The sequence below is a fragment of the Ottowia sp. genome (assembly GCF_047601385.1).
Lineage (GTDB): Bacteria > Pseudomonadota > Gammaproteobacteria > Burkholderiales > Burkholderiaceae_C > Ottowia.
Genome location: NZ_JASGJP010000001.1, coordinates 2,830,102 through 2,853,704, shown reverse-complemented (window position 1 = coordinate 2,853,704; position 23,603 = coordinate 2,830,102). Strand labels below are relative to the sequence as shown.

The window sequence follows — 23,603 nt, the reverse complement described above, 5'->3', positions numbered from 1 at the left end:
CAATGACCACACCCCGACGCATCGTCGTCATCGGCGCCACCTCCGCCATCGCCCACCAGTGCAGCCGCCTGTGGGCACGGCAGGGACCATGCGACTTCCTGCTCGTCAGCCGCAGCGCCGGCCGCGCCGAGCCGCTGGCCGCCGACCTGCGCGCGCGCGGCGCGAACGTGACCGCCCGCACCGCGGAACTGCGCTTCGACGACGTGGACGCCGTCGCCGCGCTGGCGCAGAGCGCCACGGCCAGCGGGCCGGTGGACATCGTCCTGATCGCCCACGGCTCGCTGCCCGACCAGCCCGCCTGCCAGGACGACCTGCGCGCCGCCCGGGACGCGCTGCTGGTCAACGGCCAGTCTCCAGCGCTGATCGCCGAAGCTTTCATCGGCCCCATGCAGCGCGCGGGGAAGGGGCGGCTGTGCCTCGTCGGTTCAGTGGCCGGCGACCGCGGCCGCAAGAGCAACTACGTCTACGGCGCGGCCAAGGGGCTGGTGGAGAGATACGCGCAGGGCCTCCAGCATCGGCTGGCCCTGGCGGACTCGCCGGTACGCGTCACGCTCGCCAAGCCGGGCCCCACTGACACGCCGATGACCGCGCACCTCAAGCAGGGCGGGGCGAAGCTGGCCAGCGCCGAGGCCGTCGCCCAGTCCATCGTCAAAGCCGTCGAGGCCGGCAAGCCCGTGGTGTACGCACCCGGCAAGTGGGCGCTCATCATGCTGGTCATCCGCAACCTGCCACGCCTGGTGTTCAACCGGATGGATGTCTGAGCCGACAGCCCCGCGTCAAGCCACGAAGCCATGACCACCTCACGTTCGACGCGATTCGCACAGACTTTTTCACAACCCATGCGAATCGCCCTGCTCTATGCGCTGTTCTGCGCGGCGGCCATCGTGATCAACATCGGGGCGCAGGATCTGACCCTGCGGCTCTGGCCTTCCGCCATCGCGTTCTCCATCATCGTCGGCACAGCCGCCGGGCTGGTCGTCAAATACATCCTGGACAAGCGCTTCATCTTCCGCTTCACGGCTCAGAACGCAGCCCACGACGGCAAGACCTTCATGCTCTACACCCTGATGGGCGTGGCCACCACGGCGATCTTCTGGGGCTTCGAGTACGGCGCCTGGATGATTTTCGAGACCACGCAGATGCGCTACCTGGGCGGAGTGCTCGGCCTGGTCATGGGCTATCTGGCCAAATACCATCTGGATAAAAAATTCGTATTCAGCACGGCATCCAGCCCTCCATGAGCAAAACCAACGCCGCGGCGACCCTCCTGGCCTGCGTCATCCTCGCGGCGGCTACCCTGCGCGCACTTGCGTTCTGGGCAGCAGACCCGATGCTGGCCTACGCCAACAACTACGACCAGATACGCGCGCTGCGAACTTTCGGCCTGCAGCCCAGAGACGCGAAGCAAGAACTCTACGCGGCCACGCCAGGCCAGCCCTGGCGGTATTTCGTTCAGGCGGACAAACGGCATGCGCCCACGTATCCCTCTTCCGATTTGCTCTTCAAGAGCATCCAGTACGGCACGATGGCCGCATTTGCCCACGGCGATGGCTCGATGGACATCAAGGTCGGGACCGCCCCCCAGCTCATCGCCTGGCTTCTGGGTGTCTGGCTCATCTTCAGGAGGCTGACCCCCAGGCCCATGGCCGCCCTGGGCTATGCCGGCTGGATGCTGCTGGTGGCAGACCCCATCAATTTGCTGTTCCTCAACACGTGGTATGCGGAGTTTTCCACCTTTGCCGTCGCCACCTTGTTCGTAGGCATTGCGTGGCTCTGGCTTTTTGACCGTGTCTCGCTCAGGTCGGCTCTGATCTGGGGCACGACAAGCCTGATTTTCATTTCGCTCAGCCGCAGCCAGTACATGTTTCTGCTGCCAGCGGTGGCCTTGCTCACGGGCCTGGCGCTGGCGCTCTCACGCCCGCACAGGGGGCTTCTGGCGGCTGCGCCCGGCAAGCTGGCTCTGTTGGCCTTGATCTGCCTGCTGCCAACGCTGGTCTACAAGACCGCCTCCGAGCAGGTCAGAACCGCGACCAGCGCCAACCGGATCGACACTGTATTCGGCGCGCTTTTGCCCGCCTCCAAAGACCAGGACAAAATGCTGGAGCGCCTGGGCCTGCCCTCAGGCTGCCTCCAGTTCTCGGGGCGGAACTGGTATGACACGCCCACCGAGCAGTACCAGACGCATTGCCCGAAAGTCATGACGCTTTCCCTCGGGAAAATTGCGAAAGCCCTCGTGGGCGACCCCACGCCACTGGTCACGATCATCGGGAATATCGCCTCGCATCACAGAGGCTTTTTACAGAACCAGCTGGGCCACATCGAGGGCTCGGTGCATGCCCGAATCGACACCAGCGGCAAGATGCACCACCAATCCCTGGACCGGCTGCTCGGGTATTTGTCTGCCAGCGCGACCCATCTGCTCCTCTGGTTTTCCATCCTGAGCCCCGCGCTGGCCGCGCTGGCGGCCTGGGCGCTGAGGCAGCGCCGCTGGGCCTTCGTGTTCCTCCTGAACGGCCTGCTGTTCAACTACGCCTTGTTTTCCTCCATTCTCGGAGATGGCTATTTCGACCTGGCCCGCCACGCGATGCTGTGCTTCAGTTTCGGCGCATTGTTCTTTGCTCTGCTGGCCACCTTCATCGCATCTGGCGCCAGGAAAACCTCATGACGTCGCGGCCCCGTGGTGATTTCGCCACCCGCTATCAACCGCGAAAAAAGATACTGGGCCTTCATTGGCTGTGGCCATTGCTGGGCTGCGCCGCCGGCTGGTGGAGCATCGCAGAACAATCTGGCCAGCCTGTTCACTTCGACGCCGAACACGTCTACCTTCCTGCTGCGAGGGCATTCCTGGAACAAGGCTGGGCTTACCTGCTGACACCCGATAGCCATCGGATCGTCCCACTGGCTTATCTATGGCCAGCCTTGTGGGGTGCGGAGCCCTCCTGGATCCGCATGGCCAATGCCGGCCTGTGGGGCGGCTGCAGCTACTTCATATGGCACACGGGTTACCTGCTGGGGGGCGCCCGCGCCGGTGTGATCGCCGTGCTGCTCCTGGCGGTACATCCAGCGCTGTCACGCTATTTCTCCACGGAGCTGACGGAGCCTATTTTTCTGTTCGGCCTTATGGGCTGGATGTACGCTGCGGCACAAATCCTGATCGGCCGCAAGTCCACGCCCGGCATGTCCATGCTGGGCGCATCCATGCTGACTTTGACACTGTTGTCGCGCCCGGTGCTGCAACTTCTGGCCCCGGCATGCCTGGGCCTGTGCCTGATCGTTCTCGCGTATCGAAGGCTGGCGCGCAAGGAAGCGGCCAGCGCCCCAGGTCAGCGTATCCTGGCATGCATGACCTGGAGCCTGCTGCTGGGATTGATCGTTCCCTTTGCGCTGGCGCTCAAGAACGGCATGGCGTTCGGGCTGTGGGGACTGGGCACGGGCGCGGGAACCGGTCTGTATCTTGGCACACACCCCCTGTTCCAGGGCGCGGAGCCCGCGTTCCTTGGTTTTTACTACGATGCCAATCAGCTTGCCGGGCTCGAGGCCGGCACCGGTGACCATCTCAGCCTCGCCGGTGACCGGGTGCTGCGCAGTGCGGCGATGTGGCAGCTCCAGTCCATGTCCATCACGGACGCGGCGGCATTCTTCGGCCGCAAGCTTTGGTGGTGGCTGGCACACCATCCCGCGTCTATCGACGCGGTTGGTGGCTCATTGCGCAAACTGCGCTTCCTCGAACTGCTCGCGTTGATCGCATCAGTCGTCTGGCTGGCTCATGACTGGTCACGCCGCCGCGCCGTCACCACAGGCTCCGGCACGTTCCCCGGACACCCGACGGCACCGCAGCTGACCTTCGTGGCCTTTCTGCTGGCCATGCTCCTGGCCATGCTGGGGCAGTTGTTACCCATCCTGTACAACAGCCGATACAGTTCCGCCCTGCTGGACCCATGGCTCATCGCGCTGGCCGCGTGGTCACTGGCCTGCCTGACGGCGCCCATCCGGCTGCAAGGCGCGTTCAGCAAGCGTAGCTGGAGCATCGGGATGGCCTCACCTCCCGGAACCTCCCTGTGGCCCGTCGTCGGCGTGATTACCGTTGTCCTGACCTCGACCTTCGGCGGATACAACCTGGCACGCAAACGCGAAAACATTGCCGTCGATCCCTTGCGCATGGGCCAAACCGCCATCCATCTGGACATTTCGGCCAGCGATCGCATCGAGACCTATGGCATGGCTCCCCAAGGTCAGCGCACCTGGGTGACCACGGAATCTCCAGCCGTGCTCCACGTTCGCCTGGACCCGAACGACATCGACAGTGTGGCAGCAGCCCGGATCGCCAATGCGCTATGGAAAACAGACCTGGCCTTGCAATCCGGCGGCAAAGGCTGCCGCAACGCCGAGGTGGCCTACCAGACGATGGATGGCAACATCCTGCAACCCCCTAACAAGCGGCCCCTTCGGCCGCCGCTGCAAGCCGACGGCACCTTCCATGCGCTCGTCACCCATGCCAATGAAGAACTGCGCCCGCGCCAGCCCGGACGCCTGCGGATCGTGCTGCCTTGTCCGATCGGCACGCAGGTGCAATGGCGCAGCACCCAGTTGCTGGAAAGCCGCCACGTCTGGGACGCCGCAGCCCACATATCACCCTGATCGCCCATGAGCCTCGCCCTCAGCCTCTCCACCCTCCTTTGCGTGCTGTGCATCGCCATCGGCCAACTGCTGTTCAAGCAAGCCGCCAGCGCCCTGCCCGACACCCTGTCGCTGCCCGCGCTGCTGCACAACGGCTGGCTCATCGCCGCGCTGGCGCTCTACGGCCTGACCACGCTGGGCTGGATCTGGATCCTGCGCCACGCCCCGCTGCACCTGGCCTACCCCTTCATGGGTCTGGCCTTCCTGATCGTGCCAACACTGGCTTGGGCCTTCTTGGGCGAGCCGCTGCACTGGCGCACGCTGGCCGGCGGCGCGCTGATCATGGCCGGCGTGGCGCTGGCCTCCACGAGCTGAGGAGCCGCACCCGATGCGCATCGCCGTCGCCATCCCCTGCTACAAGGTCACCCAGCACGTGCTGGGCGTGATCGACGCCACCGGCCCCGAGGTGGAAGCGATCTACGCCGTGGACGACGCCTGCCCCGACGGCAGCGGCCGCTTCATCGAGCAGAACAACCGCGACCCGCGCGTGCGCGTGCTCTACAACCCGCAGAACCTGGGCGTGGGCGGCGCCGTCGTCACGGCCTACAAGGCGGCCATCGTCGACGGCATGGACATCGTGGTCAAGATCGATGGCGACGGGCAGATGAACCCGGCGCTGATCCCGCAGTTCGTGCGCGCCATCCAGCAGGGCAAGGCGGACTACACCAAGGGCAACCGCTTCTACCGGCCCGAGTCGCTGCGCGGCATGCCGCCGGTGCGGCTGGTCGGCAACGCCGCGCTGTCGTTCATCAACAAACTCAGCACGGGCTACTGGCCGATCATGGACCCGACCAACGGCTACACCGCCATCCACACCGCCGTGCTGCGCGAGCTGCCGCTGGACAAGCTGGAGCGCCGCTACTTCTTCGAGAGCGACATGCTCTACCGCCTGAACACCATCCGCGCGGTGGTGCACGACGTGCCGATGGACGCGGTGTACGCCGGCGAGCAGTCCCACCTGAAGGTCTCGCGCGTGCTGCCGGAGTTCCTGCTCAAGCACGTGCAGCGCTTCTTCAGGCGCTACGTCTACGTGTACCTGCTGCGCGACTTCAACCTGGGCTCGGTCTACAGCCTGTTCGGCGCGCTGCTGTGCATGGTGGGGCTGGTGTTCGGCATCAGCCGCTGGGTGCACGGCATGGTGACGGGCGCGCCGGCCACCAGCGGCACGGTGATGCTGGCGGCGCTGCCGCTGCTGGTGGGCATCCAGCTGCTGATCGCCTTCCTGCACCACGACGTGAGCAACGTGCCGACGGAGCCCCTGGCGCCCGACCTCGCCGACACGCCGTGACGCCGCTCGCGCAACTTCCCGCCGGCGCCTGGACGAACCTGGCCGGCGTCTTCACCGACATCGACGACACCCTGACCACCGACGGCGCCATCACGCCCGATGCGCTCCAAGCGCTGGCCGCGCTGAAGGCGGCGGGTCTGCACGTGATCCCGATCACCGGGCGGCCGGTGGGCTGGAGCGAGCCTTTCGCCGCCACCTGGCCGGTGGACGCCATCGTGGCGGAGAACGGGGCGGCGGCGTTGATTCCAAGCCAAATCGGCCTTCAGCGCCCGCCTGGCAAGCGCCGGCAGCTATCAAAAATATATCAACAGGATGCCGCCACGCGCACCGCCAACTTCGCGCGCATGCAGCGCGTGCTGGCGCACATCGAGGCCGCGGTGCCCGGCGCGCGGCGCGCGGCGGACTCGGGCGGGCGCGCGTGCGACATCGCCATCGACCACGGCGAGTTCACCCACCTGCCGCAAGAAGCCATCGACCAGTGCGTGGCGCTGATGCGCGCGGCGGGCATGCAGGCCACGGTGAGCAGCATCCACATCAACGGCTGGTTCGGCGCACACGACAAGCTGGCGGGCGCGCGCTGGATCGTCCGCGCGCTGCTGGGGCGCAACCTCGATGCCGAGCTGGCGCGCTGGGTGTACGTCGGCGACTCGACCAACGACCAGGTGATGTTCGCGCACTTCCCCCACAGCGTGGGCGTGGCCAACATCGCGCGCTTCGCGGCCCGGCTGGCGCACCCGCCGCGCTGGGTCACGCGCGGCGAGCGCGGCGCGGGCTTTGCCGAAGTGACGGCGCAGGTGCTGGCCGCGCGGCGCTGACGCATACGGATTCGCATTCGATCGATAGCCGTTCGGGCTGAGCCTGTCGAAGCCCTGCGCAGCGCTTCGACAAGCCCAGCGTGAACGGATTTTTGATTCTTGAGCGCGCCCTCGTATCAGCGTCCGCCGGCCATGAAGGGCTGGCCGTTCAGCAGCAGGCGGCCGGCACCGAACTCGGCCCGGGCCAGGTAGGCATCGCCCTCCTCGCGCAGCCAGCCTTGTTCGACGAAGCCCTGGGCCATGCCGGTCATGTCCTCTGCGCTCATATCGGGGCTGTTCATCAGGCGCTGCAGCATAGGCAGCCAGGCCTTGGGCAGGCGCAGGTCGGCGTCGAAACGCACGCGCTGCATGGCGGCCAGTTGCCACGGCATGCCGGCCAGCGCCAGCGCCTGCGCGCGCTCAGGGGGCAGTTCGGCCACGGCCAGGCCGTAACCGAACTGGCCCGCCTGCCCGTCGGCGGTACTGGCGCTGAAGCTGTCACGGTATTCGGGCTTGGCATCGAGCAGGCGGCGCGCCATGGCCTCCACGGCTTCGGACGGCACGCCGGCCTCGCCCGCCTTCGGTGCCGACACCCACTGCATCAGCAGCTTCTGTGCCGTGCCCAGCGCCTGCGCGTCCAGGCGGCGCAGCTGGCTTTCGTAGCGCATCTCCTTCAGCTCGATGCCGCCGAGGCTGCCCTGGCCATGGCCGCGATAGACCGCGTTCACCAGCCCGTCGGCCTGCGTGGTTTCCGTCTCCATCTGGATGTCGCGCATCAGCATCAGCGGCTCGAAGGCGGTCTGCCCGGGTGTGCGCTGGGTCATCTCCAGCGTGCCGATGGTGCCGCTGCCCTTGCCGGGGGCCATCAGCCACTGGTCATCGGCGGGGGTCATGTCGAAGCTGGCCTTGAGCGCGTCCAGGCGCATCTTCATGGCGCCCGGGGCTTGGGCCGGTTGGCCGTCTTCTTCCTCCTCCGCCGGCTCCAGCGCCTCGAAGCTGGCCTGAGGCCAGTGCAGGGTGCCGGTCAAGCGCCGGCCGTCGGCCGCCAGGGTGTAGTCGTAGGTCAGCGCCTGCCATACGCCGCGCGTGCCGGGCTGCTGGGGGTCGGTCATTTCGCCGGCGGGCAGCAGCATGCGTCCGGCGTAGTCGCCGCCGAAGCCGACCAGGGTGTCGAACTCCGGCGCGCTGGCCTTGGCGAAGGCCTGGCGGGTGTCGTCGTCCAGCCCCTCGACCTGGGTCACGCGCGTGCGGATGCGCGCGGCGGCGGGGCGCAGGCCGGCCAGCGGGCCGTGGCGGATGTCGTCCTGCAAGGTGATGCGCAGCACGCGGGCGGGCGGGGCGGCGTCGGTGGTGTCTTCTTCCTCGCCGTCGTCGGGCAGCGGGGGCAGGTTGAACTGGAGCACCACGGTGCTCTGGGCGCCGAACAGGCCGCGCTCGTAGCGGCGCTCGGCGAACTTGTCGGCGCCGAACTGCGTGGCCGCGCGGTCCAGCAGCGCCTGGTAGCGCGTTTCCACCTGCTGGCCCAGCCACCAGCTGGCGCCCACATAGGCGGCGCCGATGACCACGGCCGCGATGGCGGCCTTCTTCAAAACGTTGTTGCTCAAGTCGAATCTCTCTCGTTCAGGTTGCAAAAAAATCAATCCCGCGCGCCAGCACGGGCGCCAGCGCCTGGCCGGTGTGCGTGCCCAACCGCACCACGTCCTCGGGCGTGGCGGCGGCGACGACACGGCCACCGCCTTCGCCGCCCTCGGGGCCGAGGTCGATGATCCAGTCGGCCTCGGCGATCACGTCGAGGTCGTGCTCGATGACGACCACGCTGTGGCCGCCGTCGACCAGGCGGTGCAGCACGTGGATGAGCTTCTCCACGTCCTGCATGTGCAGGCCGACGGTGGGTTCGTCCAGCACGTAGAGGGTGTGCGGCGCCTTCTGGCCTCTGCGCCCCACGTCATCACGCACCTTGCTGAGTTCCGTCACCAGCTTGATGCGCTGCGCTTCGCCGCCGGACAGCGTCGGCGACGGCTGGCCGAGCGTGAGGTAGCCCAGCCCCACGTCCTTCAGCAGTTGCAGCGGGTGGCTGATGGCGGGCATGCTGGCGAAGAACTCCACCGCCTCGTCCACCTCCATCCGCAGCACGTCGCCGATGCTCTTGCCGCGCCAGGTGACGGCCAGGGTCTCGGGGTTGAAGCGCGCGCCGTGGCACACCTCGCAGGGCACCTTAACGTCGGGCAGGAAGCTCATCTCGATGGTGCGTACGCCCTGGCCTTCGCAGGCGGGGCAGCGGCCCTCGCCGGTGTTGAAGGAAAAACGCCCCGGCCCGTAGCCGCGCGCCTTGGCTTCCAGCGTATCGGCGAACAGGCGCCGCACGGTGTCCCAGAAGCCGATGTAGGTGGCGGGGCAGCTGCGCGGCGTCTTGCCGATGGGGGTCTGGTCCACTTCCAGCACGCGGTCGATCGCACCGAAGCCTTCCAGCGCGGTGCAGCCGACCAGGCCATGACTATTGATTTCATAGCTGCCAGCGCTTGATGCATCTGCGCTGGAGGCCTTTTTTTCTTTGAACTCCTGGCGCACGAAGCGCTGCACGCTGGCCAGCAGCACGTCGCGCGCCAGCGTGGACTTGCCAGAGCCGGACACGCCCGTCACCGCCACCAGGCGCTTCAGCGGCACGGCGGCATCGACGTGCTTGAGGTTGTGCAGGTAGGCGCCGCGGGCGCTGAGCCAATGCACGGGCGAACCGTCCCTGCTCCCTCTCCCCTCGCGGGAGAGGGCTGGGGAGAGGGGGGGTACGGGCGCGACGTCGGTGGACGCCCCCTCGCCCCCGGCCCCTCTCCCGCGAGGGGAGAGGGGGGAGACCACCGCCCGGCGCGGGTGCAGCGGATGCCGCATGGCGTGGCGCAGGTAGCGGCCGGTGGCGGAATCGGACGCGGCCTCCACGTCGGCCACCGTGCCCTCGGCCACCAGCCGGCCGCCGCGCACGCCGGCGCCGGGGCCGATGTCGATCAGGTGCTCGGCGCGGCGGATGGTGTCCTCGTCGTGCTCCACCACCACCAGCGTGTTGCCCTTGGCCGAGAGGGTGTGCAGCGCGTCCAGCAGGATGCGGTTGTCGCGCGCGTGCAGGCCGATGGTGGGCTCGTCCAGCACGTAGCACACGCCTTGCAGGTTGCTGCCGAGCTGCGCCGCCAGGCGGATGCGCTGCGCCTCGCCGCCGCTCAGGGTCGGTGCGCCGCGGTCCAGCGTGAGGTAGCCCAGGCCGACCTGCGCCAGGAAGTCGAGCCGGCTCTTGATCTCGGGCACCAGGTCGCGCGCGATGTCGGCGTCGCGGCCTGCCAGCGCCAGGCCGTCGAACCACGCGCGCAGGTCGTGCACGCTCATGCGCGCGAGGTCGGTGATGGCGACGCCTTCCACCAGGCCGCTCTCCAGCCGCACGGCGCGCGCCACGGGGTTCAGCCGCGTGCCGTGGCAGCTGGGGCATTCGGCGTGGCCCAGGTCCTCCACCTCGGGCTCGGCGAAGGTCTGCTCGCGGCCCTTCTCGTCGGCCGACAGCACGGAGTCGTCCAGCGCCTTGCGCTGCTCCCGGGTCAGCCGCACGCCGGTGCCCACGCAGTCGGGGCACCAGCCGTGCTTGCTGTTGTAGGAAAAGAGGCGCGGGTCCAGCTCGGCATACGAAGTGCCGCACACCGGGCAGGCGCGCTTGGTGGAGAACACCTCCACACGGCCGATGCGCGCGGTGGCGTCGCCGTTCTCCATCGCGTGGCGCAGGCCGGCGATGTCGCTCAGCACGTGCACCACGCCCTTGCCGTGCTCCAGCGCGCGCATGAGCGATTCGCGCAGCTGCACCTCGTTGCCGGGGGTGACGGCGAGGCTCATCACCGGCAGCTCGATGGTGTGCTCCTTGAAGCGGTCGATGCGCGGGAAGCCCGTGGTGGGCAGGAACTCGCCGTCCACCCGCAGGTGGGTGAAGCCGCGCGGGCGCGCCCAGTCGGCCAGCTCGGTATAGACGCCCTTGCGGCCCACCACCAGCGGCGCCAGCAGGCCGATGGTCTGGTCGCGGTAGCGCGTCATGATCTGCGCGGCGATGCGCTCGGGCGTCTGCGGCTGCACCGGCGCGCCGTCGTGGATGCAGTGCTGCACGCCCAGCTTGACGTAGAGCAGGCGCAGGAAGTGCCACACCTCGGTGGTGGTGCCCACGGTGCTCTTGCGGCCGCCGCGCGAGAGGCGCTGCTCGATGGCCACGGTGGGCGGGATGCCGTACACCGCGTCCACCTCCGGCCGGCCGGCGGGCTGCACGATGCTGCGGGCGTAGGCGTTCAGGCTTTCGAGGTAGCGGCGCTGGCCTTCGTTGAACAGGATGTCGAACGCCAGCGTGGACTTGCCCGAGCCGCTGACGCCGGTGATGACGTTGAACTTGCCGCGCGGAATGTCCACGCTGAGGTTCTTCAGGTTGTGCTCGCGGGCGTGCACGATCTCGATGGCGTTTTCGGCCTCTGGCGCCCGTCCGGTAAGCGCGGGCAGCTCCTTTTTGTAGAGCACGGCGGCCTCGCGCACCTCCAGCGCGCTGCCCTCGCCCAGCGCCTGCGCGTAGGCGCGCAGCGCGGCGCCGGTGTGCGACGCGGGGTGCTGCGCGACTTCATCGGGCGTGCCCTGCGCGACGACGCTGCCGCCGCCCTCGCCGCCTTCGGGGCCGAGGTCGATCAGCCAGTCGCTGGCGCGCATCACGTCCAGGTTGTGCTCGATGACGATCAGCGAATGCCCCGCGTCCAGCAGCTTGCGGAAGGCGCGCATCAGCTTGGCGATGTCGTCGAAGTGCAGGCCGGTGGTGGGCTCGTCGAACAGGAACAGCGTGCCCTTGCGCGCCACGGGCTGGCGGCTGGCGGTCGATGATTTGGCCGCGTCAGCCAGGAAGCCGACCAGCTTGAGGCGCTGCGCCTCGCCGCCGCTCAGCGTGGGCACGGGCTGGCCGAGCTTCACGTAGTCCAGCCCCACGTCCACGATGGGTTGCAACGCGCGGATGACCTCGCGGTCGTGCGCGAACAGGCGCGCCGCCTCGGCCACGGTGAGGTCCAGCACGTCGGCCACGTTCATGTGGCGGGTTCTTAAATCGTGGAAATTGGAATCTGACCCCAATTCAAGCGCCTGCCGCTCGATCTTCACTTCGAGGATCTCGGGCCGATAGCGCTTGCCGTCGCAGTCCGGGCAGCGCAGGTACACGTCGCTGAGGAACTGCATCTCCACGTGCTCGAAGCCCGAGCCGCCGCAGGTCGGGCAGCGCCCGTCGCCGGAGTTGAAGCTGAACTTGGCGGCGGTGTAGCTGCGCTGTTTACTCAGCGGCGCGGCCGCGAACAGCGTGCGGATCGGGTCCCACGCGCCGACGTAGCTGACGGGGTTGGAGCGCGCCGTCTTGCCGATGGGCGACTGGTCCACGAACACCACGTCGCCGAGCTGCTCGGCGCCCAGCAGGCGGTCGTGCGCGCCGGGCGATTCGGTGGCGCGGCCGAAGTGGCGCAGCAGCGCCGGCGCCAGCACGTCCTGGATCAGCGTGGACTTGCCCGAGCCCGACACGCCGGTGACGGTGACCAGCCGTTGCAGCGGGAACTCCACGTCCACGTGCTTCAGGTTGTGCGCGCTGGCGCCTTCCAGCACCAGGCGCGGCGTGCTGTGGCCCACGGTGCGCGTGAAGCCGGCGCCGATGGCCCGGCGCCCGCCCAGGTAGGCGCCGGTCAGCGTGTCGGCGGCGCGCAGTTCATCCGGCGTGCCGTCGAACACGATGCGCCCGCCGGCGGCGCCGGGGCCGGGGCCGAAGTCGAGCACGCGGTCGGCCGCCAGCATCACGGCCGGGTCGTGCTCCACCACCACCAGGGTGTTGCCGGCGCGCTTGAGGCGCTGCATGGCCTCGGTGATGCGGTCCATGTCGCGCGGGTGCAGGCCGATGCTGGGCTCGTCCAGCACGAACAGCGTGTTGACGAGCGAAGTGCCCAGCGCCGTGGTGAGGTTGATGCGCTGCACCTCGCCGCCGGAGAGCGTGCGGCTCTGCCGGTCGAGCGTGAGGTAGCCGATGCCGACGTCGCACAGGTAGCGGATGCGGGTGGTGATCTCTTCCAGGATCAGCTTCAGCGCCTTGGCGTCGGCGGATTCAGCATCAAAATGGCCTCCAGCGCTTGCTGGGCGCGCGCTGGCAGCTATTTCTTCAGGAGCAACCGACGACGCCAGCCGGTCGAAGAAGCGCCGCAGCCGGTCGATGGGCAGCAGCATCAGGTCGTGCAGGCACAGGCCCGGCAGGGCTTCGAGTTGTTCGCGCGACCACGCGACGCCTTGCGGCATGAAGCGTTGCGCGGGCGCCAACACGGCATCCGCGTCCTCCTTACCGCCCACGCGCCACAGCAGCGATTCGGTCTTCAGCCGCGCGCCGGCGCACACCGGGCAGGGGGTATAGCTGCGGTACTTCGACAGCAGCACCCGGATGTGCATCTTGTACGCCTTGCTCTCCAGGTACTGGAAGAAGCGGCGGATGCCGTACCACTGCCTGCTCCAGTTGCCTTCCTTGTAGCTGGGCGTGCCGTCGATGACCCAGGCCTTCTGCTCGGCGGTGAGCTTGTTCCACGGCGTGTCGCGCGGGATGCCGGCGCTCTCAGCGTGGCGCATCAGGTCGTCCTGGCACTCCTTCCACGCGGGGGTCTGGATCGGCTTGACGGCGCCGGCGCGCAGCGTGAGGCGCTCGTCCGGGATCACCAGCCCCCAGTCCACGCCGATCACGCGGCCGAAGCCGCGGCAGGTCTCGCACGCGCCGACGGGCGAGTTGAAGGAGAACATCGAGGGGATGGGCTCGGCGTAGCGCAGGTTGCTTTCGGGGCAGTGCAGGCCGGTCGAAAATTTCCACAGGTCGGGTGCGCCGCCTTCGTCGCTCGGCAGCGCGTACACCGACATGCGTCCGCTGCCGCGCTTGAGCGCGACCTCGATGGCCTCGATCGCGCGCACACGTTCGGCGCCGGCCAGGCGGAAACGGTCTGCCGCCACGTCCAGCACCTTCTTGCCGCCCTCCTCGCGCTCGGCCTGCACGCGCGTGAAGCCGCTGGCGGCCAGCCACTGCTGCACCTCTTCGGCGCCCGTATTGGCGGGCAGTTCGACGGCGAAAGTGACCACCAGGCGCGGATCACCAGCCTGCGCCGCGCGGCGCACCAGCTCGTCGTAGATGCTGTCCGCGTTGTCGTGCCGCACCGGCAGCGCGGTCTGGCGGTCGAACAGCTGGCCGGCGCGGGCGAACAGCAGCTTGAGGTGGTCGTTCAGCTCCGTCATCGTGCCGACCGTGGAGCGCGAGCTGCGCACCGGGTTGGTCTGGTCGATGGCGATGGCCGGCGGCACGCCCTCCACCCTGTCCACCGCCGGCTTGTCCATGCGGTCGAGGAACTGGCGCGCGTAGGCGCTGAAGGTCTCGACGTAGCGCCGCTGCCCCTCGGCGTACAGCGTGTCGAACACCAGGCTGGACTTGCCCGAGCCGCTGGGGCCGGTGACCACCGTCATCTCGCCGGTGCGGATGTCGAGGTCGAGGTTCTTGAGATTGTGCTGGCGCGCGCCGCGGATGCGGATCAGGGGGGACGGCATGAGGGGTTGCGGGAGGTGGGCCGAAAATTCTATGCGCCCCGTGTAACAGTGCACCCAGAGCGTTCAGTCTGGTGGCTCTGCGTTGTCAATCGATGCCCTTGCTTGAAAACCTTTGCCGGTACAGCTCCGGGGTGATCCCCGCGTGCCGGCGCAGGCTGCGCTGAAGGCTATCGACAGAGCCAAAGCCCGCCCGCTGGGCGATGCGCTCCAAGGGCCATGACGTCTGTTCCAGGCGGCTCTTGGCCTGGTCCAGCCGCAGGGCTTCCACGAAACGGGCCGGGGTCTTCCCGGTCTCGGTGCGGAACTGCCGAGCGAAGTGCCGCTCGCTCATCGCCATGCGCTCGGCGAGAGCCGCCACGCTCAGGTCGCTGCCCGGGTGTTCCACCATCCACATGATCAGGTCCCGAAAGCGGTCACTGGCCTGCATCTGCGCCTGCAATCCGGCGGAGAACTGCGACTGCCCGCCGGGACGGCGCAGGTAGACGACCAGGTCGCGCGCCACGGCCAGGGCGATGGGCTGCCCCAGGTCTTCTTCCACCAGGGCCAGCGACAGGTCGATGGCGGCGGTGATCCCGGCAGAGCAATAGAACGGCGGATCGGCCACATAGATGGCGTCGGGCTCCACCCGGACTTGGGGGTACTGGCTGGCCAGTTGCGTGCATGAATTCCAATGCGTCGTCGCACGGCGTCCGTCCAGCAGGCCGGCGGCCGCCAGCGCGAATGCCCCCGTGCACATGCTGCCCATCCGCCGGACGGCAGGCGCCTTGCGCCGTAGCCACGGCAGCAGACTCGCGGCGGAGCCGTCAGACTCGAAGACGCTTGGGAGGCCGCCTGCGACCAGAACGGTGTCGATCGGTCCCCTTAGATCGGCCACCGCCGAGGAGTCGGCCCAGCGCAAGCCTGAACTGGCCTGGATGGTGCCTCCGTCAGGCGATGCCAGCACGAGCCGATAGGCCGGGCGCCCGCTGTTCGCCGCGGCAAGCCGCGATGCCTTGGAGAAGACCTCCCAGGGACCCGACACGTCCAGCGACAGAAAACCGTCAAAAGCCAGCAGCACCACGACACGAGTCTGAGCGGAGGCATTGAGCGCTTTTGAACGCATGGCAGGATTTGCGGCGATGTTGTCCTTTCAGACATGGTACGCCTGCCTATGCTCTGAGCCATGACTGAATTTTTCCGAGGAGAGCATCCATGACGGCGCCACACCTGGGGCTGGCCTTGCTGGTCGTCGTGCTGTGGACGCTGAGCTTCCTGGCCGTGAAGCTGGGCCTGCGTGACATTCCACCGCTGGCTTTGTCCACGGCCAGGCTGATCCTCACGTCCTTGCCCTGGGTGCTGATCCTGCCGCGCCCGCCCGTGGCTTGGTACAAGCTGGCGCAGTACGGCATCTTCATGTTCGCCCTGCAACTCGGCCTCCTGGCCACGGGTATCCATCTGGGCGTTCCGGCCGGGCTGGCAGCGGTTCTGTTGCAGGTGCACGTCTTCGTGACCGCCGTGCTGGCAGCCTTGTTCCTGAACGAGCGTCCAGGGCGATGGCAGGTTCTGGGGGCGTTGATCGCGTTCTCCGGGCTGGGTCTCGTGGCCTGGCATGCCGGGGCCATCACCGGCACACGGCCCGTGCTGGGCTTGCTGCTGATGCTGCTGGCCGCGACAGCCTGGGGAGCGGCCAACATCGTCAGCAAGCGCCTGGGCAAGGTGGACCTGCTGGCGCTGATCGCCTGGGGGAGCCTGTTTTCCTGGCCGCCTTTGCTGCTGGCTTCGCTGGCGCTCGAAGGCCCGCAGGTGGTATGGAGCAGCTTTCAGAACCTGTCGGGCGTGGGCCTGGGGGCGATCCTGTACATGGCCTACTTCGGCACCTTCCTGGCCTATGCGCTGTGGAGCAAATTGCTCTACCTCTACCCCGCCACGCAGGTGGCGCCGTTCACGCTACTGGTGCCCGTGCTGACCCTGCTGTCGTCGGCAGCAGTCCTGGATGAACCCTTGTCCTGGTGGAAATTGTGCGCTGCCGGACTGGTTCTGACGGGGGTGCTGACCGCGACATTCGGCGCGCGGGCCGTGCAGCGCTTTCAGCGCGCTTAGGGCTCAGTGTGAGGACATCCATGCGCATCGAACAGAACTCTTCTCTGGCCGACTGGCTGGCCGAAGCGCAGGCCGTCAGGCAGCGAATGGCCAGCGGCCCTGGGGCTGGCGTCGCGAAGCCGGAACAGATCATGGGGAAGACCGGGCTCGACGTTCTCCAGTCCATGCTGAACGGAGAAATTCCGTACGCGCCCATGACGAAGACGCTGGGATATGTCCTGGTCGCCGTGGGGTCTGGCACGGCAGCGTTCCAGGGCGTGCCCAACCCGGGTCTTCTGAACTCCATTGGAACCGTGCATGGCGGCTGGTACGCCACCTTGCTCGACTCAGCCATGGGGTGCAGCGTCTACACCCTGCTGCCCGCAGGCCGCGCCTACACGACCGCCGAACTCAAGGTGAATCTGGTGCGCGGTGTTTCGCTCGACGTGCCCTGTGTGCGCGCGGAGGGCAGGGTCATTCACTGTGGCCGGCGGCTGGCCACCGCAGAGGCCCACCTGGCAGGCCCTGACGGCGTCTTGTACGGCCACGCAACCACGACTTGCTTGGTGCTCGACGCTTCACTTGCCTGAGCATGAAACTGGAAAGGATCTGGCATGAAACCACATATCGTCGAAATCGAATGGGACCGAAAGGAAAGCAAGTTCCTCGACCACCGATACAGCAGGGTCCACATCTGGCGCTTCGATGGCGGGGTCGAGCTTCGTGGCTCCAGTTCTCCGGATGTTGTGCGCGCACCTCTTTCCGATCCCTCTGCCGTCGATCCCGAGGAAGCGTTCGTGGCCTCCCTCTCCAGTTGCCACATGCTCTGGTTTCTGGACCTCGCGGCGCGCGATGGATATCTGGTGGATGCCTACGAAGATCGGGCAGAAGGCAGATTGACAAAAAGGCCCGATGGAAGGGCGTGGCTGTCACTTGTTGCCCTCAATCCGATAGTCAGATTCTCAGGCGATAAAGCCCCGACCGATGCCGCCGTTGAGGATCTACACCATCGGGCACATGAAGAGTGCTTCTTGGCGAACGCAGTTAAATCCGCAATCACCATTCAAGGCTCTTGGAATCACAGACGCAATTGAATCTTCCATCGATGCGCCTCTTGAGTATCGGATTGAAATGAAAAAGCCCGCGCGAAGCGGGCTTTGAATGCTGGCGGCCTCGCGGCCGTCAGGTAGTCATGGTCAGCAGGGCACGCGGCCCCGCGCCGGGTTGCCCGGCGCCGTGCTTCTCGCCGCCCATGTCGATCTCGCCGCCCTTGCTCATCAGAAAGAACAGGACGACGCCGAGCACGACGAGGCCGATGATCAGTTTCAGCATGTGCGTCTCCTTCGATCAGTCGTCGGCGTAGATGTCCACGTCCTTGGTCTCGCGGATGAACAGCGTGCCGATCACCAGCGTCATGCCGGCGATGATGATCGGGTACCACAGGCCGTTGTACATGTTGCCGGTGGAGGCCACGATGGCGAAGGCGGTGGTGGGCAGCAGGCCGCCGAACCAGCCGTTGCCGATGTGGTAGGGCAGGCTCATCGAGGTGTAGCGGATGCGCGTGGGGAACAGCTCCACCAGCATCGCGGCGATCGGGCCGTAGACCATGGTCACCAGGATCACCAGGTAGGTCAGCAGCAGCACCACCAGCACCTTGTTGATCTTGGCCGGATCGGCCTTGGCGGGGTAGCCGGCGGCCTTCAGGTCCTCGCTCATCTCCTTCTTGAAGGCGGCGATGGCCTTGGCGGAGTCTTCGTCGAACTTGTGGTTGACCACGTTGCCCGTGGGCGCGGTGATGCTCTTGTCGCCGACCTTCACCACCGCCGGGCTGCCGGCCGGGCCGGCCACGTTCTCGTAGCTCACCGAGTTCTGCACCAGGTAGCGCTTGGCGATGTCGCACGAGGTCTTGAAGTCGATTTCGCGCGCCACCGGGTTGCCCTGGAAGGAGCAGGTCGCCGGGTCGGCCGTGACGACCACGCCAGCCGTGGCCTGGGCCTTGGCCAAGTCGGGGTTGGCGGCCTCGGTCAGCATCTTGAAGACCGGGAAGTAGGTCAGCACCGCCAGCAGGCAGCCGGCCATGATGATGGGCTTGCGGCCGATCTTGTCGGACAGCGTGCCGAACACCACGAAGAAGGGCGTGCCGATCAGCAGCGCGGCCGCGATCATCAGGTTGGCGGTGGTGGCGTCCACCTTGAGCTGCGCCGTCAGGAAGAACAGCGCGTAGAACTGGCCCGAATACCACACCACCGCCTGGCCGGCCGTCAGGCCCAGCAGCGCGAGGATGACGATCTTCAGGTTCTTCCACTGGCCGAAGGACTCGGACAGCGGCGCCTTGGAAGTCTTGCCCTCGGCCTTCATCTTCTGGAAGGCGGGCGACTCGTTCAGGCTCAAGCGGATCCACACCGAGATGCCGAGCAGCAGGATGGACACCAGGAACGGGATGCGCCAGGCCCAGGCCGCGAAGGCTTCCTCGCCAACGGCGATGCGCACGCCCAGGATCACCAGCAGCGACAGGAACAAGCCCAGCGTGGCCGTGGTCTGGATCCACGAGGTGTAGGCGCCGCGCCTGCCGTGCGGCGCGTGCTCGGCCACGTAGGTGGCGGCACCGCCGTACTCGCCGCCCAGCGCCAGGCCCTGGAGCATGCGCAGCGCGATCAGGATCACCGGCGCCGCCATGCCGATCGATGCGTAGCTGGGCAGCAGGCCGACGATGAAGGTCGACAGGCCCATGATCAGGATGGTGACCAGGAAGGTGTATTTGCGCCCGATCATGTCGCCCAGGCGGCCGAACACGATGGCGCCGAACGGCCGCACCAGGAAGCCGGCGGCGAAGGCCAGCAGCGCGAAGATGAAGGCCGAGCCGGCATCCAGCCCGCTGAAGAACTGCTTGGCGATGATGGCCGCCAGCGAGCCGTACAGATAGAAGTCGTACCACTCGAACACGGTGCCGAGCGATGAGGCGAAGATGACTTTCTTCTCCTCCGGGGTCATGGGCCGTGCGGCCGTCGATGTAGCCATGCGCTGTCTCCTGGAATTTGAAACCGCGGACACGCAACCAGTCGTGTCCTGCGTGGAATGTCTTCGGTCTTGCTGACCGCTTTCTGACAGCGTGCAGGACATCGGGACAACCCCGATGCCATTTTTTTGCCAACCGGATGTCCTGGCCGGCGCGAGGAGCACGCCGTCAAGCCCGCGGCGCCGGCACCTCGTCGCCCCGCAACCGCGCACGCAGCGTGGGCCATGCGTCCAGGCCCCGGCACAGGCAGCCGTCCACGCCGAAGGTCGGCACGCCGGACACGCCGGCGGCCATGGCGGCATCGGTCTCGGCGCGCAGCGCCTGCTTGACCTCGTCGCTGCCCGGCTCGCGCGCGGGCGCCAGGGCTTTGGCCAGCGCCCGCAGACGCGCGGCATCGTCGGCGGCGCCGCCGCCGCGCCACACGTGACGGAAGATCGTCTCGCACACGTAGCGGCTGGGCGCGCCCTGGCGCGCGCAGGCGTGCGCCAGCCGCAGCAGCGCCAGCGGGTCGAACGGATGCGCGGCCGGCCATTGCAGCGGCACGCCGAGCTGCCGCGCCTGCCAGACGGCGTGGCGATGGCTCCCGTCGCGCTCGGGCGCGCTCTCCACCGGCGCGCGCTGGCCGTGGTGTTGCGGCAGCGCGGCGAACAGGATCGGGCGCAGGCGCACCTCGTAGCCCAGGCCCTCCAGCGCGCGCGGCAGGTGCTCGAACGCCAGATAGGCATAGGGTGAAACGAAGTCGAGCCAGAAGTCGATGTGTTTCATGGCGCCTCCGTGGACAAGCGTCGCTGCCGCACGCGCGCCAGCACCACGCGCTGCTCGGCCGCGCTCATGGTCCGCCAGCCAGCGATTTCCTCCAGGCTGCGCCAGCACCCCGCGCACCAGCCGGTGGCGGCGTCGATGCGGCACACGCGGGTGCAGGGCGAGGGCACGGGTTCAGCATCGAATCGACCTACAGCACCCGTGCAGCAAGCGCTGGCAGCTATTTTTTTAGGAGCATCTGGGTTCATGCCGCGGGTGGCGCCTGCACCACGTCGGCCACCGGGGCGCCGGTGAGTTTCTCCAGGTCGGCCGGGGTCAGCCGGAACACGCCGTGCGGGTGGCCGGCGGCCGCCCAGATCTCGTCGAAGCGGTACAGCTCGCGGTCGATCAGCGTCACCGGCAGGTCGGCGTGCGCCACGGGGGACACGCCGCCGATCGAGAAGCCCGTCTTGAGCTTGACGAACTCGGCGTCGGCGCGGCCGATCCTGCCGACCAGGGCCTCCACCTTCTTCTCGTCCACGCGGCGGTCGCCGCTGGTGATGACGAGCACCGCCGCATCGTCGCTCCTGCGGCGGAAGATGATGCTCTTGGCGATCTGCCCGACGCCGACGCCCAGCGCGTCGGCCGCCTGCTGGGCCGTGCGCGCGGCGTCGTCCAGCATCACGGGCGGGTGCGCATGGCCGGCCTCGCGCAGGGTGGCGGCCACGCGCCGCACGCCTTCGGGGAGGTTCTTCTGTTCTTCGCTCATCGCTTCATCCCGTCCGCGCCACGCGGTCCACCATCAGCAGGCTGGCGCCCATGCCCATCAGCACGCCGCCGAATACGCGGTTCTGCGTGCGCCGGGCGCGCGCCGAGCGCAGCCAGGCACGCAGGCGCGAGGCCAGGAAGGCGTAGCCATGCATCACCACCGTGTCCGTCGCCAGCGTGGTGGCCAGCAGGATGGCGAGCTGCAGCGCCAGCGGCCGCTGGGGGTCGATGAACTGCGGCAGCACCGCCACCATGAACACGATGCCCTTGGGGTTGGTGGCGTTGGTGAACACGCCCAGCGCCACGCGCTGGCGCACGCTCAGCATGGCCGGCGCGGTGACGGCATCCATGCCTTCGTCCAGCGCCACGGCCGGCGCGCGCCACTGGCGCCAGCCCAGCCACAGCAGGTAGGCCGCGCCCAGCAGCTTGACCGCCATGAAGGCAGTGGCCGAGGCCACCAGCAGCGCCCCCACGCCGACACCGGCCACCAGCAGGATGAAGGCCAGCCCGATCTGCAAGCCGGCGATGGTGGCCGTGGTCTGGCGCACGCCGTAGCCGAGGCCGTGGCTCATCGACAGCACGGCGCCCGAGCCGGGCGACAGCGCGATCAGCCACGCGGCGACGAGGTAGGCCAGCCAGACGTGCAGGTCCATGGTCGCTCAGCCGCGCTTGTTCAGCACCGCCGTGGCGACGCGCGAGCCCGTCCCGCGGCCGAGGAAGTCGCTGACGTACTGCCCGGCGTCGATGAGCTTGTCGAGGTCGATGCCGGTGTCGATGCCCATGCCGTGCAGCATGAACACCACGTCCTCGGTGGCCACGTTGCCGGTGGCGCCCTTGGCGTAGGGGCAGCCGCCCAGCCCGGCCACCGACGACTGGAAGTTCCACACCCCCAACTCCAGCGCGGCCAGCGTGTTGGACAGGGCCTGGCCGTAGGTGTCGTGGAAGTGGCCGGACACGTGGTCGATGCCGAAGTGCCTCAGCGCCGCCTCGAACGCCGCCCGCACCTTGCGCGGCGTGCCGACGCCGATGGTGTCGGCCACGTCCACGCGCTCCACGCCGATGCCCTTCATCAGCCCCGCCAGGTACGCGACGCGCGCGGGCGCGACGTCGCCCTCGTACGGGCAGCCCACGGTGCAGCTCATGGCGCCGCGCACGGCGATGCCGGCGGCCCGGGCGGCCTGCACCACGGGGGCGAAGCGCTCGATGCTCTCGGCGATCGAGCAGTTGATGTTCTTCTGGCTGAAGGCCTCGCTGGCGGCGCCGAACACCACGATCTCGTCCGGCCGGGTGGGCCGCGCGGCCTCGAAGCCCTTGAGGTTGGGCGTCAGCACGCTGTAGCACACGTCGGCGCGGCGCGGGATGCCGGCCATGACCTCGGCGTTGTCGGCCATCTGCGGCACCCACTTGGGGCTGACGAAACTGGTGACCTCGATCTCGCGCAGGCCGGCGTCCTGCAGGCGGCGCACCAGCTCGACCTTGACGGCGGCGGGCACCGGCTGCTTCTCGTTCTGCAGGCCGTCGCGCGGGCCGACGTCGATGAGCTTGACGCGGGTGGGCAGGTTCATGGGGGTTGTCTCTCAGGCAGGCGCGAGCGCCTGCGGCAGTTTACCGATTCGCGGCAGCCAGCGCCCGTATGATGGCCCGGCCCCACGACGAACGGATCGCCCCCATGCGGCTCGCCCTGCTCTCCGACATCCACGCCAACGGCCCCGCGCTCGACGCCTGCCTGGCCCACGCCGAAGCCGCCGGCGCCGAGCGCTACGCCATCCTGGGCGACCTGGTGGGCTACGGCGCCGATCCGGCCTACGTGGTGCGCCGCGTGATGGCGCTGCACGCGCAGGGCGCGCTGGTGGTCAAGGGCAACCACGACCAGTACGCCACCGAGCCGCCCGCCGCAGGCAAGACCCTCGGCCACGTCGGCGCCGCCTGGACGGGCGAGCAGCTCGGCGGCGAGGAGCGCCGCTTCCTGGCCGAGCTGCCGCTCACCGCGCGCGACGGCAGCGTGCTGCTGGTGCACGCCAGCGCCGACGACCCCGCCAGGTGGCGCTACGTGGACAGCCCGGCGGCGGCCGCGCTCAGCCTGGACGCCGCCTGCCAGCCGCCCACCGGCCACCCCGACGTGCGCTACGTCTTCGGCGGCCACGTGCACCAGCAGACGCTGTACTTCCGCGGCGGCGCCGGCAAGCTGATGCCCTTCACGCCCACGCCGGGCGTGGCCATCCCGGTGCCGCGGCACCGCCTGTGGCTGGCCACCGTCGGCTCGGTCGGCCAGCCGCGCGACGGCCGCGTGGACGCCATGTACGCGCTGTTCGACGAGGCGGCCCGGCAGCTCACCTTCCACCGCGTGCCCTACGACGTGCAGGCCGCCGCCGCCGCCATCCGCGCCACGCCGCTGCCGGCCTTCTTCGCCGACCGTCTTGAGGCCGGCCGATGATCCTAGAAACGGCAGTCGACCGCTTGTCATCTTCAGGGGAGCCGCATGGGCATTGACTTTTTTCGCTTCGATGACGTTCATCTGACAGGCGACAGCGCTGCGCGCTCGCCAGCACCGCGCTCGACGCGCCATGCGGCGTTGCTCGTCCTCGCAGGCACGCGCCTGCCGCGTCCTCACGCCTTGCCTGGCACGCCGATCACGGCACTGGCGAGCGCGTTCAACTCCCGTTTCTAG

22 protein-coding genes are annotated in these 23,603 nt (G+C 68.2%); 12 read left to right on the top strand and 10 right to left on the bottom strand.

Annotation, left to right across the window (positions count from 1 at the left end; translation table 11 throughout):
* Positions 1-2: 2 nt before the first annotated feature.
* From QM772_RS14005 to QM772_RS13975, 7 genes are all read left to right on the top strand, one after another.
* Complete coding sequence (locus QM772_RS14005) at positions 3-761, top strand: SDR family NAD(P)-dependent oxidoreductase (protein ID WP_415137467.1); 759 nt, start codon at positions 3-5, stop codon at positions 759-761.
* Between the two features lie 78 nt (positions 762-839).
* Positions 840-1,241, top strand: a complete 402-nt coding sequence (locus QM772_RS14000) for a GtrA family protein (RefSeq protein ID WP_415137465.1) — start codon at positions 840-842, stop codon at positions 1,239-1,241.
* Positions 1,238-2,665: a hypothetical protein gene (locus QM772_RS13995; RefSeq protein WP_415137463.1), complete on the top strand. Its 1,428-nt coding sequence runs from the start codon at positions 1,238-1,240 to the stop codon at positions 2,663-2,665. The genes QM772_RS14000 and QM772_RS13995 overlap by 4 nt, the downstream gene beginning before the upstream one ends.
* On the top strand, positions 2,662-4,638 hold the full coding sequence (locus QM772_RS13990) for a hypothetical protein (protein WP_415137461.1): 1,977 nt from the start codon (positions 2,662-2,664) through the stop codon (positions 4,636-4,638). Before QM772_RS13995 ends, QM772_RS13990 begins: the two co-directional genes overlap by 4 nt.
* Positions 4,639-4,644: 6 nt before the next feature.
* The gene (locus QM772_RS13985) at positions 4,645-4,992 is read left to right on the top strand and encodes a hypothetical protein (protein WP_415137459.1); all 348 of its coding nucleotides are present in this window, start codon (positions 4,645-4,647) and stop codon (positions 4,990-4,992) included.
* Between the two features lie 13 nt (positions 4,993-5,005).
* Entirely contained in the window at positions 5,006-5,965 is a 960-nt protein-coding gene (locus QM772_RS13980; protein ID WP_415137457.1) for a glycosyltransferase family 2 protein, read from the top strand.
* Positions 5,962-6,780, top strand: coding sequence for an HAD-IIB family hydrolase (locus QM772_RS13975; protein WP_415137455.1), 819 nt, complete (start codon positions 5,962-5,964; stop codon positions 6,778-6,780). Before QM772_RS13980 ends, QM772_RS13975 begins: the two co-directional genes overlap by 4 nt.
* A 116-nt stretch (positions 6,781-6,896) precedes the next feature.
* Here the strand turns inward: QM772_RS13975 and QM772_RS13970 are convergent, their stop codons facing one another.
* The 3 genes from QM772_RS13970 to QM772_RS13960 all read right to left on the bottom strand — a co-directional run bounded on the left by QM772_RS13970 (position 6,897) and on the right by QM772_RS13960 (position 15,454).
* Positions 6,897-8,363, bottom strand: a complete 1,467-nt coding sequence (locus QM772_RS13970; protein ID WP_415137453.1) for a YdgA family protein — start codon at positions 8,361-8,363, stop codon at positions 6,897-6,899.
* Between the two features lie 16 nt (positions 8,364-8,379).
* Positions 8,380-14,352: an excinuclease ABC subunit UvrA gene (uvrA, locus tag QM772_RS13965; protein ID WP_415137451.1), complete on the bottom strand. Its 5,973-nt coding sequence runs from the start codon at positions 14,350-14,352 to the stop codon at positions 8,380-8,382.
* Positions 14,353-14,437: 85 nt separating this feature from the next.
* Positions 14,438-15,454 (bottom strand): GlxA family transcriptional regulator, encoded by a 1,017-nt coding sequence (locus QM772_RS13960; protein WP_415137449.1) that lies wholly within the window; start codon positions 15,452-15,454, stop codon positions 14,438-14,440.
* A gap of 89 nt (positions 15,455-15,543) precedes the next feature.
* Between QM772_RS13960 and QM772_RS13955 the strand changes: the two genes are divergently transcribed.
* The 3 genes from QM772_RS13955 to QM772_RS13945 are packed head-to-tail and all read left to right on the top strand — an operon-like array spanning position 15,544 to position 17,504.
* Entirely contained in the window at positions 15,544-16,431 is an 888-nt protein-coding gene (locus QM772_RS13955) for an EamA family transporter (protein WP_415137447.1), read from the top strand.
* Between the two features lie 20 nt (positions 16,432-16,451).
* On the top strand, positions 16,452-17,000 hold the full coding sequence (locus QM772_RS13950; RefSeq protein WP_415137445.1) for a PaaI family thioesterase: 549 nt from the start codon (positions 16,452-16,454) through the stop codon (positions 16,998-17,000).
* Positions 17,001-17,024: 24 nt separating this feature from the next.
* The gene (locus QM772_RS13945) at positions 17,025-17,504 is read left to right on the top strand and encodes an OsmC family protein (RefSeq protein ID WP_415137443.1); all 480 of its coding nucleotides are present in this window, start codon (positions 17,025-17,027) and stop codon (positions 17,502-17,504) included.
* A gap of 88 nt (positions 17,505-17,592) precedes the next feature.
* On the opposite strand, the gene QM772_RS13940 is transcribed toward QM772_RS13945, so the two are convergent.
* The 7 genes from QM772_RS13940 to QM772_RS13910 form a co-directional block, all read right to left on the bottom strand.
* Positions 17,593-17,742: a hypothetical protein gene (locus QM772_RS13940; protein WP_415137441.1), complete on the bottom strand. Its 150-nt coding sequence runs from the start codon at positions 17,740-17,742 to the stop codon at positions 17,593-17,595.
* A 15-nt stretch (positions 17,743-17,757) separates the two neighbouring features.
* Complete coding sequence (locus tag QM772_RS13935) at positions 17,758-19,428, bottom strand: MFS transporter (protein WP_415137439.1); 1,671 nt, start codon at positions 19,426-19,428, stop codon at positions 17,758-17,760.
* A 166-nt stretch (positions 19,429-19,594) separates the two neighbouring features.
* Positions 19,595-20,191 carry a DsbA family protein gene (locus QM772_RS13930; RefSeq protein ID WP_415137437.1) on the bottom strand — a complete coding sequence of 199 codons (597 nt, stop codon included), beginning with the start codon at positions 20,189-20,191 and terminating at the stop codon, positions 19,595-19,597.
* Positions 20,188-20,358: a DUF1289 domain-containing protein gene (locus tag QM772_RS13925; protein WP_415137435.1), complete on the bottom strand. Its 171-nt coding sequence runs from the start codon at positions 20,356-20,358 to the stop codon at positions 20,188-20,190. The genes QM772_RS13930 and QM772_RS13925 overlap by 4 nt, the downstream gene beginning before the upstream one ends.
* Positions 20,359-20,432: 74 nt before the next feature.
* Entirely contained in the window at positions 20,433-20,936 is a 504-nt protein-coding gene (locus QM772_RS13920) for a YbaK/EbsC family protein (RefSeq protein WP_415137433.1), read from the bottom strand.
* A 4-nt stretch (positions 20,937-20,940) separates the two neighbouring features.
* Positions 20,941-21,588 (bottom strand): homoserine/homoserine lactone efflux protein, encoded by a 648-nt coding sequence (rhtB, locus tag QM772_RS13915; RefSeq protein ID WP_415137431.1) that lies wholly within the window; start codon positions 21,586-21,588, stop codon positions 20,941-20,943.
* A 6-nt stretch (positions 21,589-21,594) separates the two neighbouring features.
* Positions 21,595-22,500, bottom strand: coding sequence for a hydroxymethylglutaryl-CoA lyase (locus tag QM772_RS13910; protein WP_415137429.1), 906 nt, complete (start codon positions 22,498-22,500; stop codon positions 21,595-21,597).
* Positions 22,501-22,604: 104 nt separating this feature from the next.
* Here QM772_RS13910 and QM772_RS13905 point away from each other — a divergent pair, with 104 nt between their 5' ends.
* Positions 22,605-23,369, top strand: coding sequence for a metallophosphoesterase family protein (locus QM772_RS13905; protein WP_415137427.1), 765 nt, complete (start codon positions 22,605-22,607; stop codon positions 23,367-23,369).
* Between the two features lie 45 nt (positions 23,370-23,414).
* Positions 23,415-23,603 (top strand): hypothetical protein, encoded by a 189-nt coding sequence (locus QM772_RS13900; RefSeq protein ID WP_415137425.1) that lies wholly within the window; start codon positions 23,415-23,417, stop codon positions 23,601-23,603.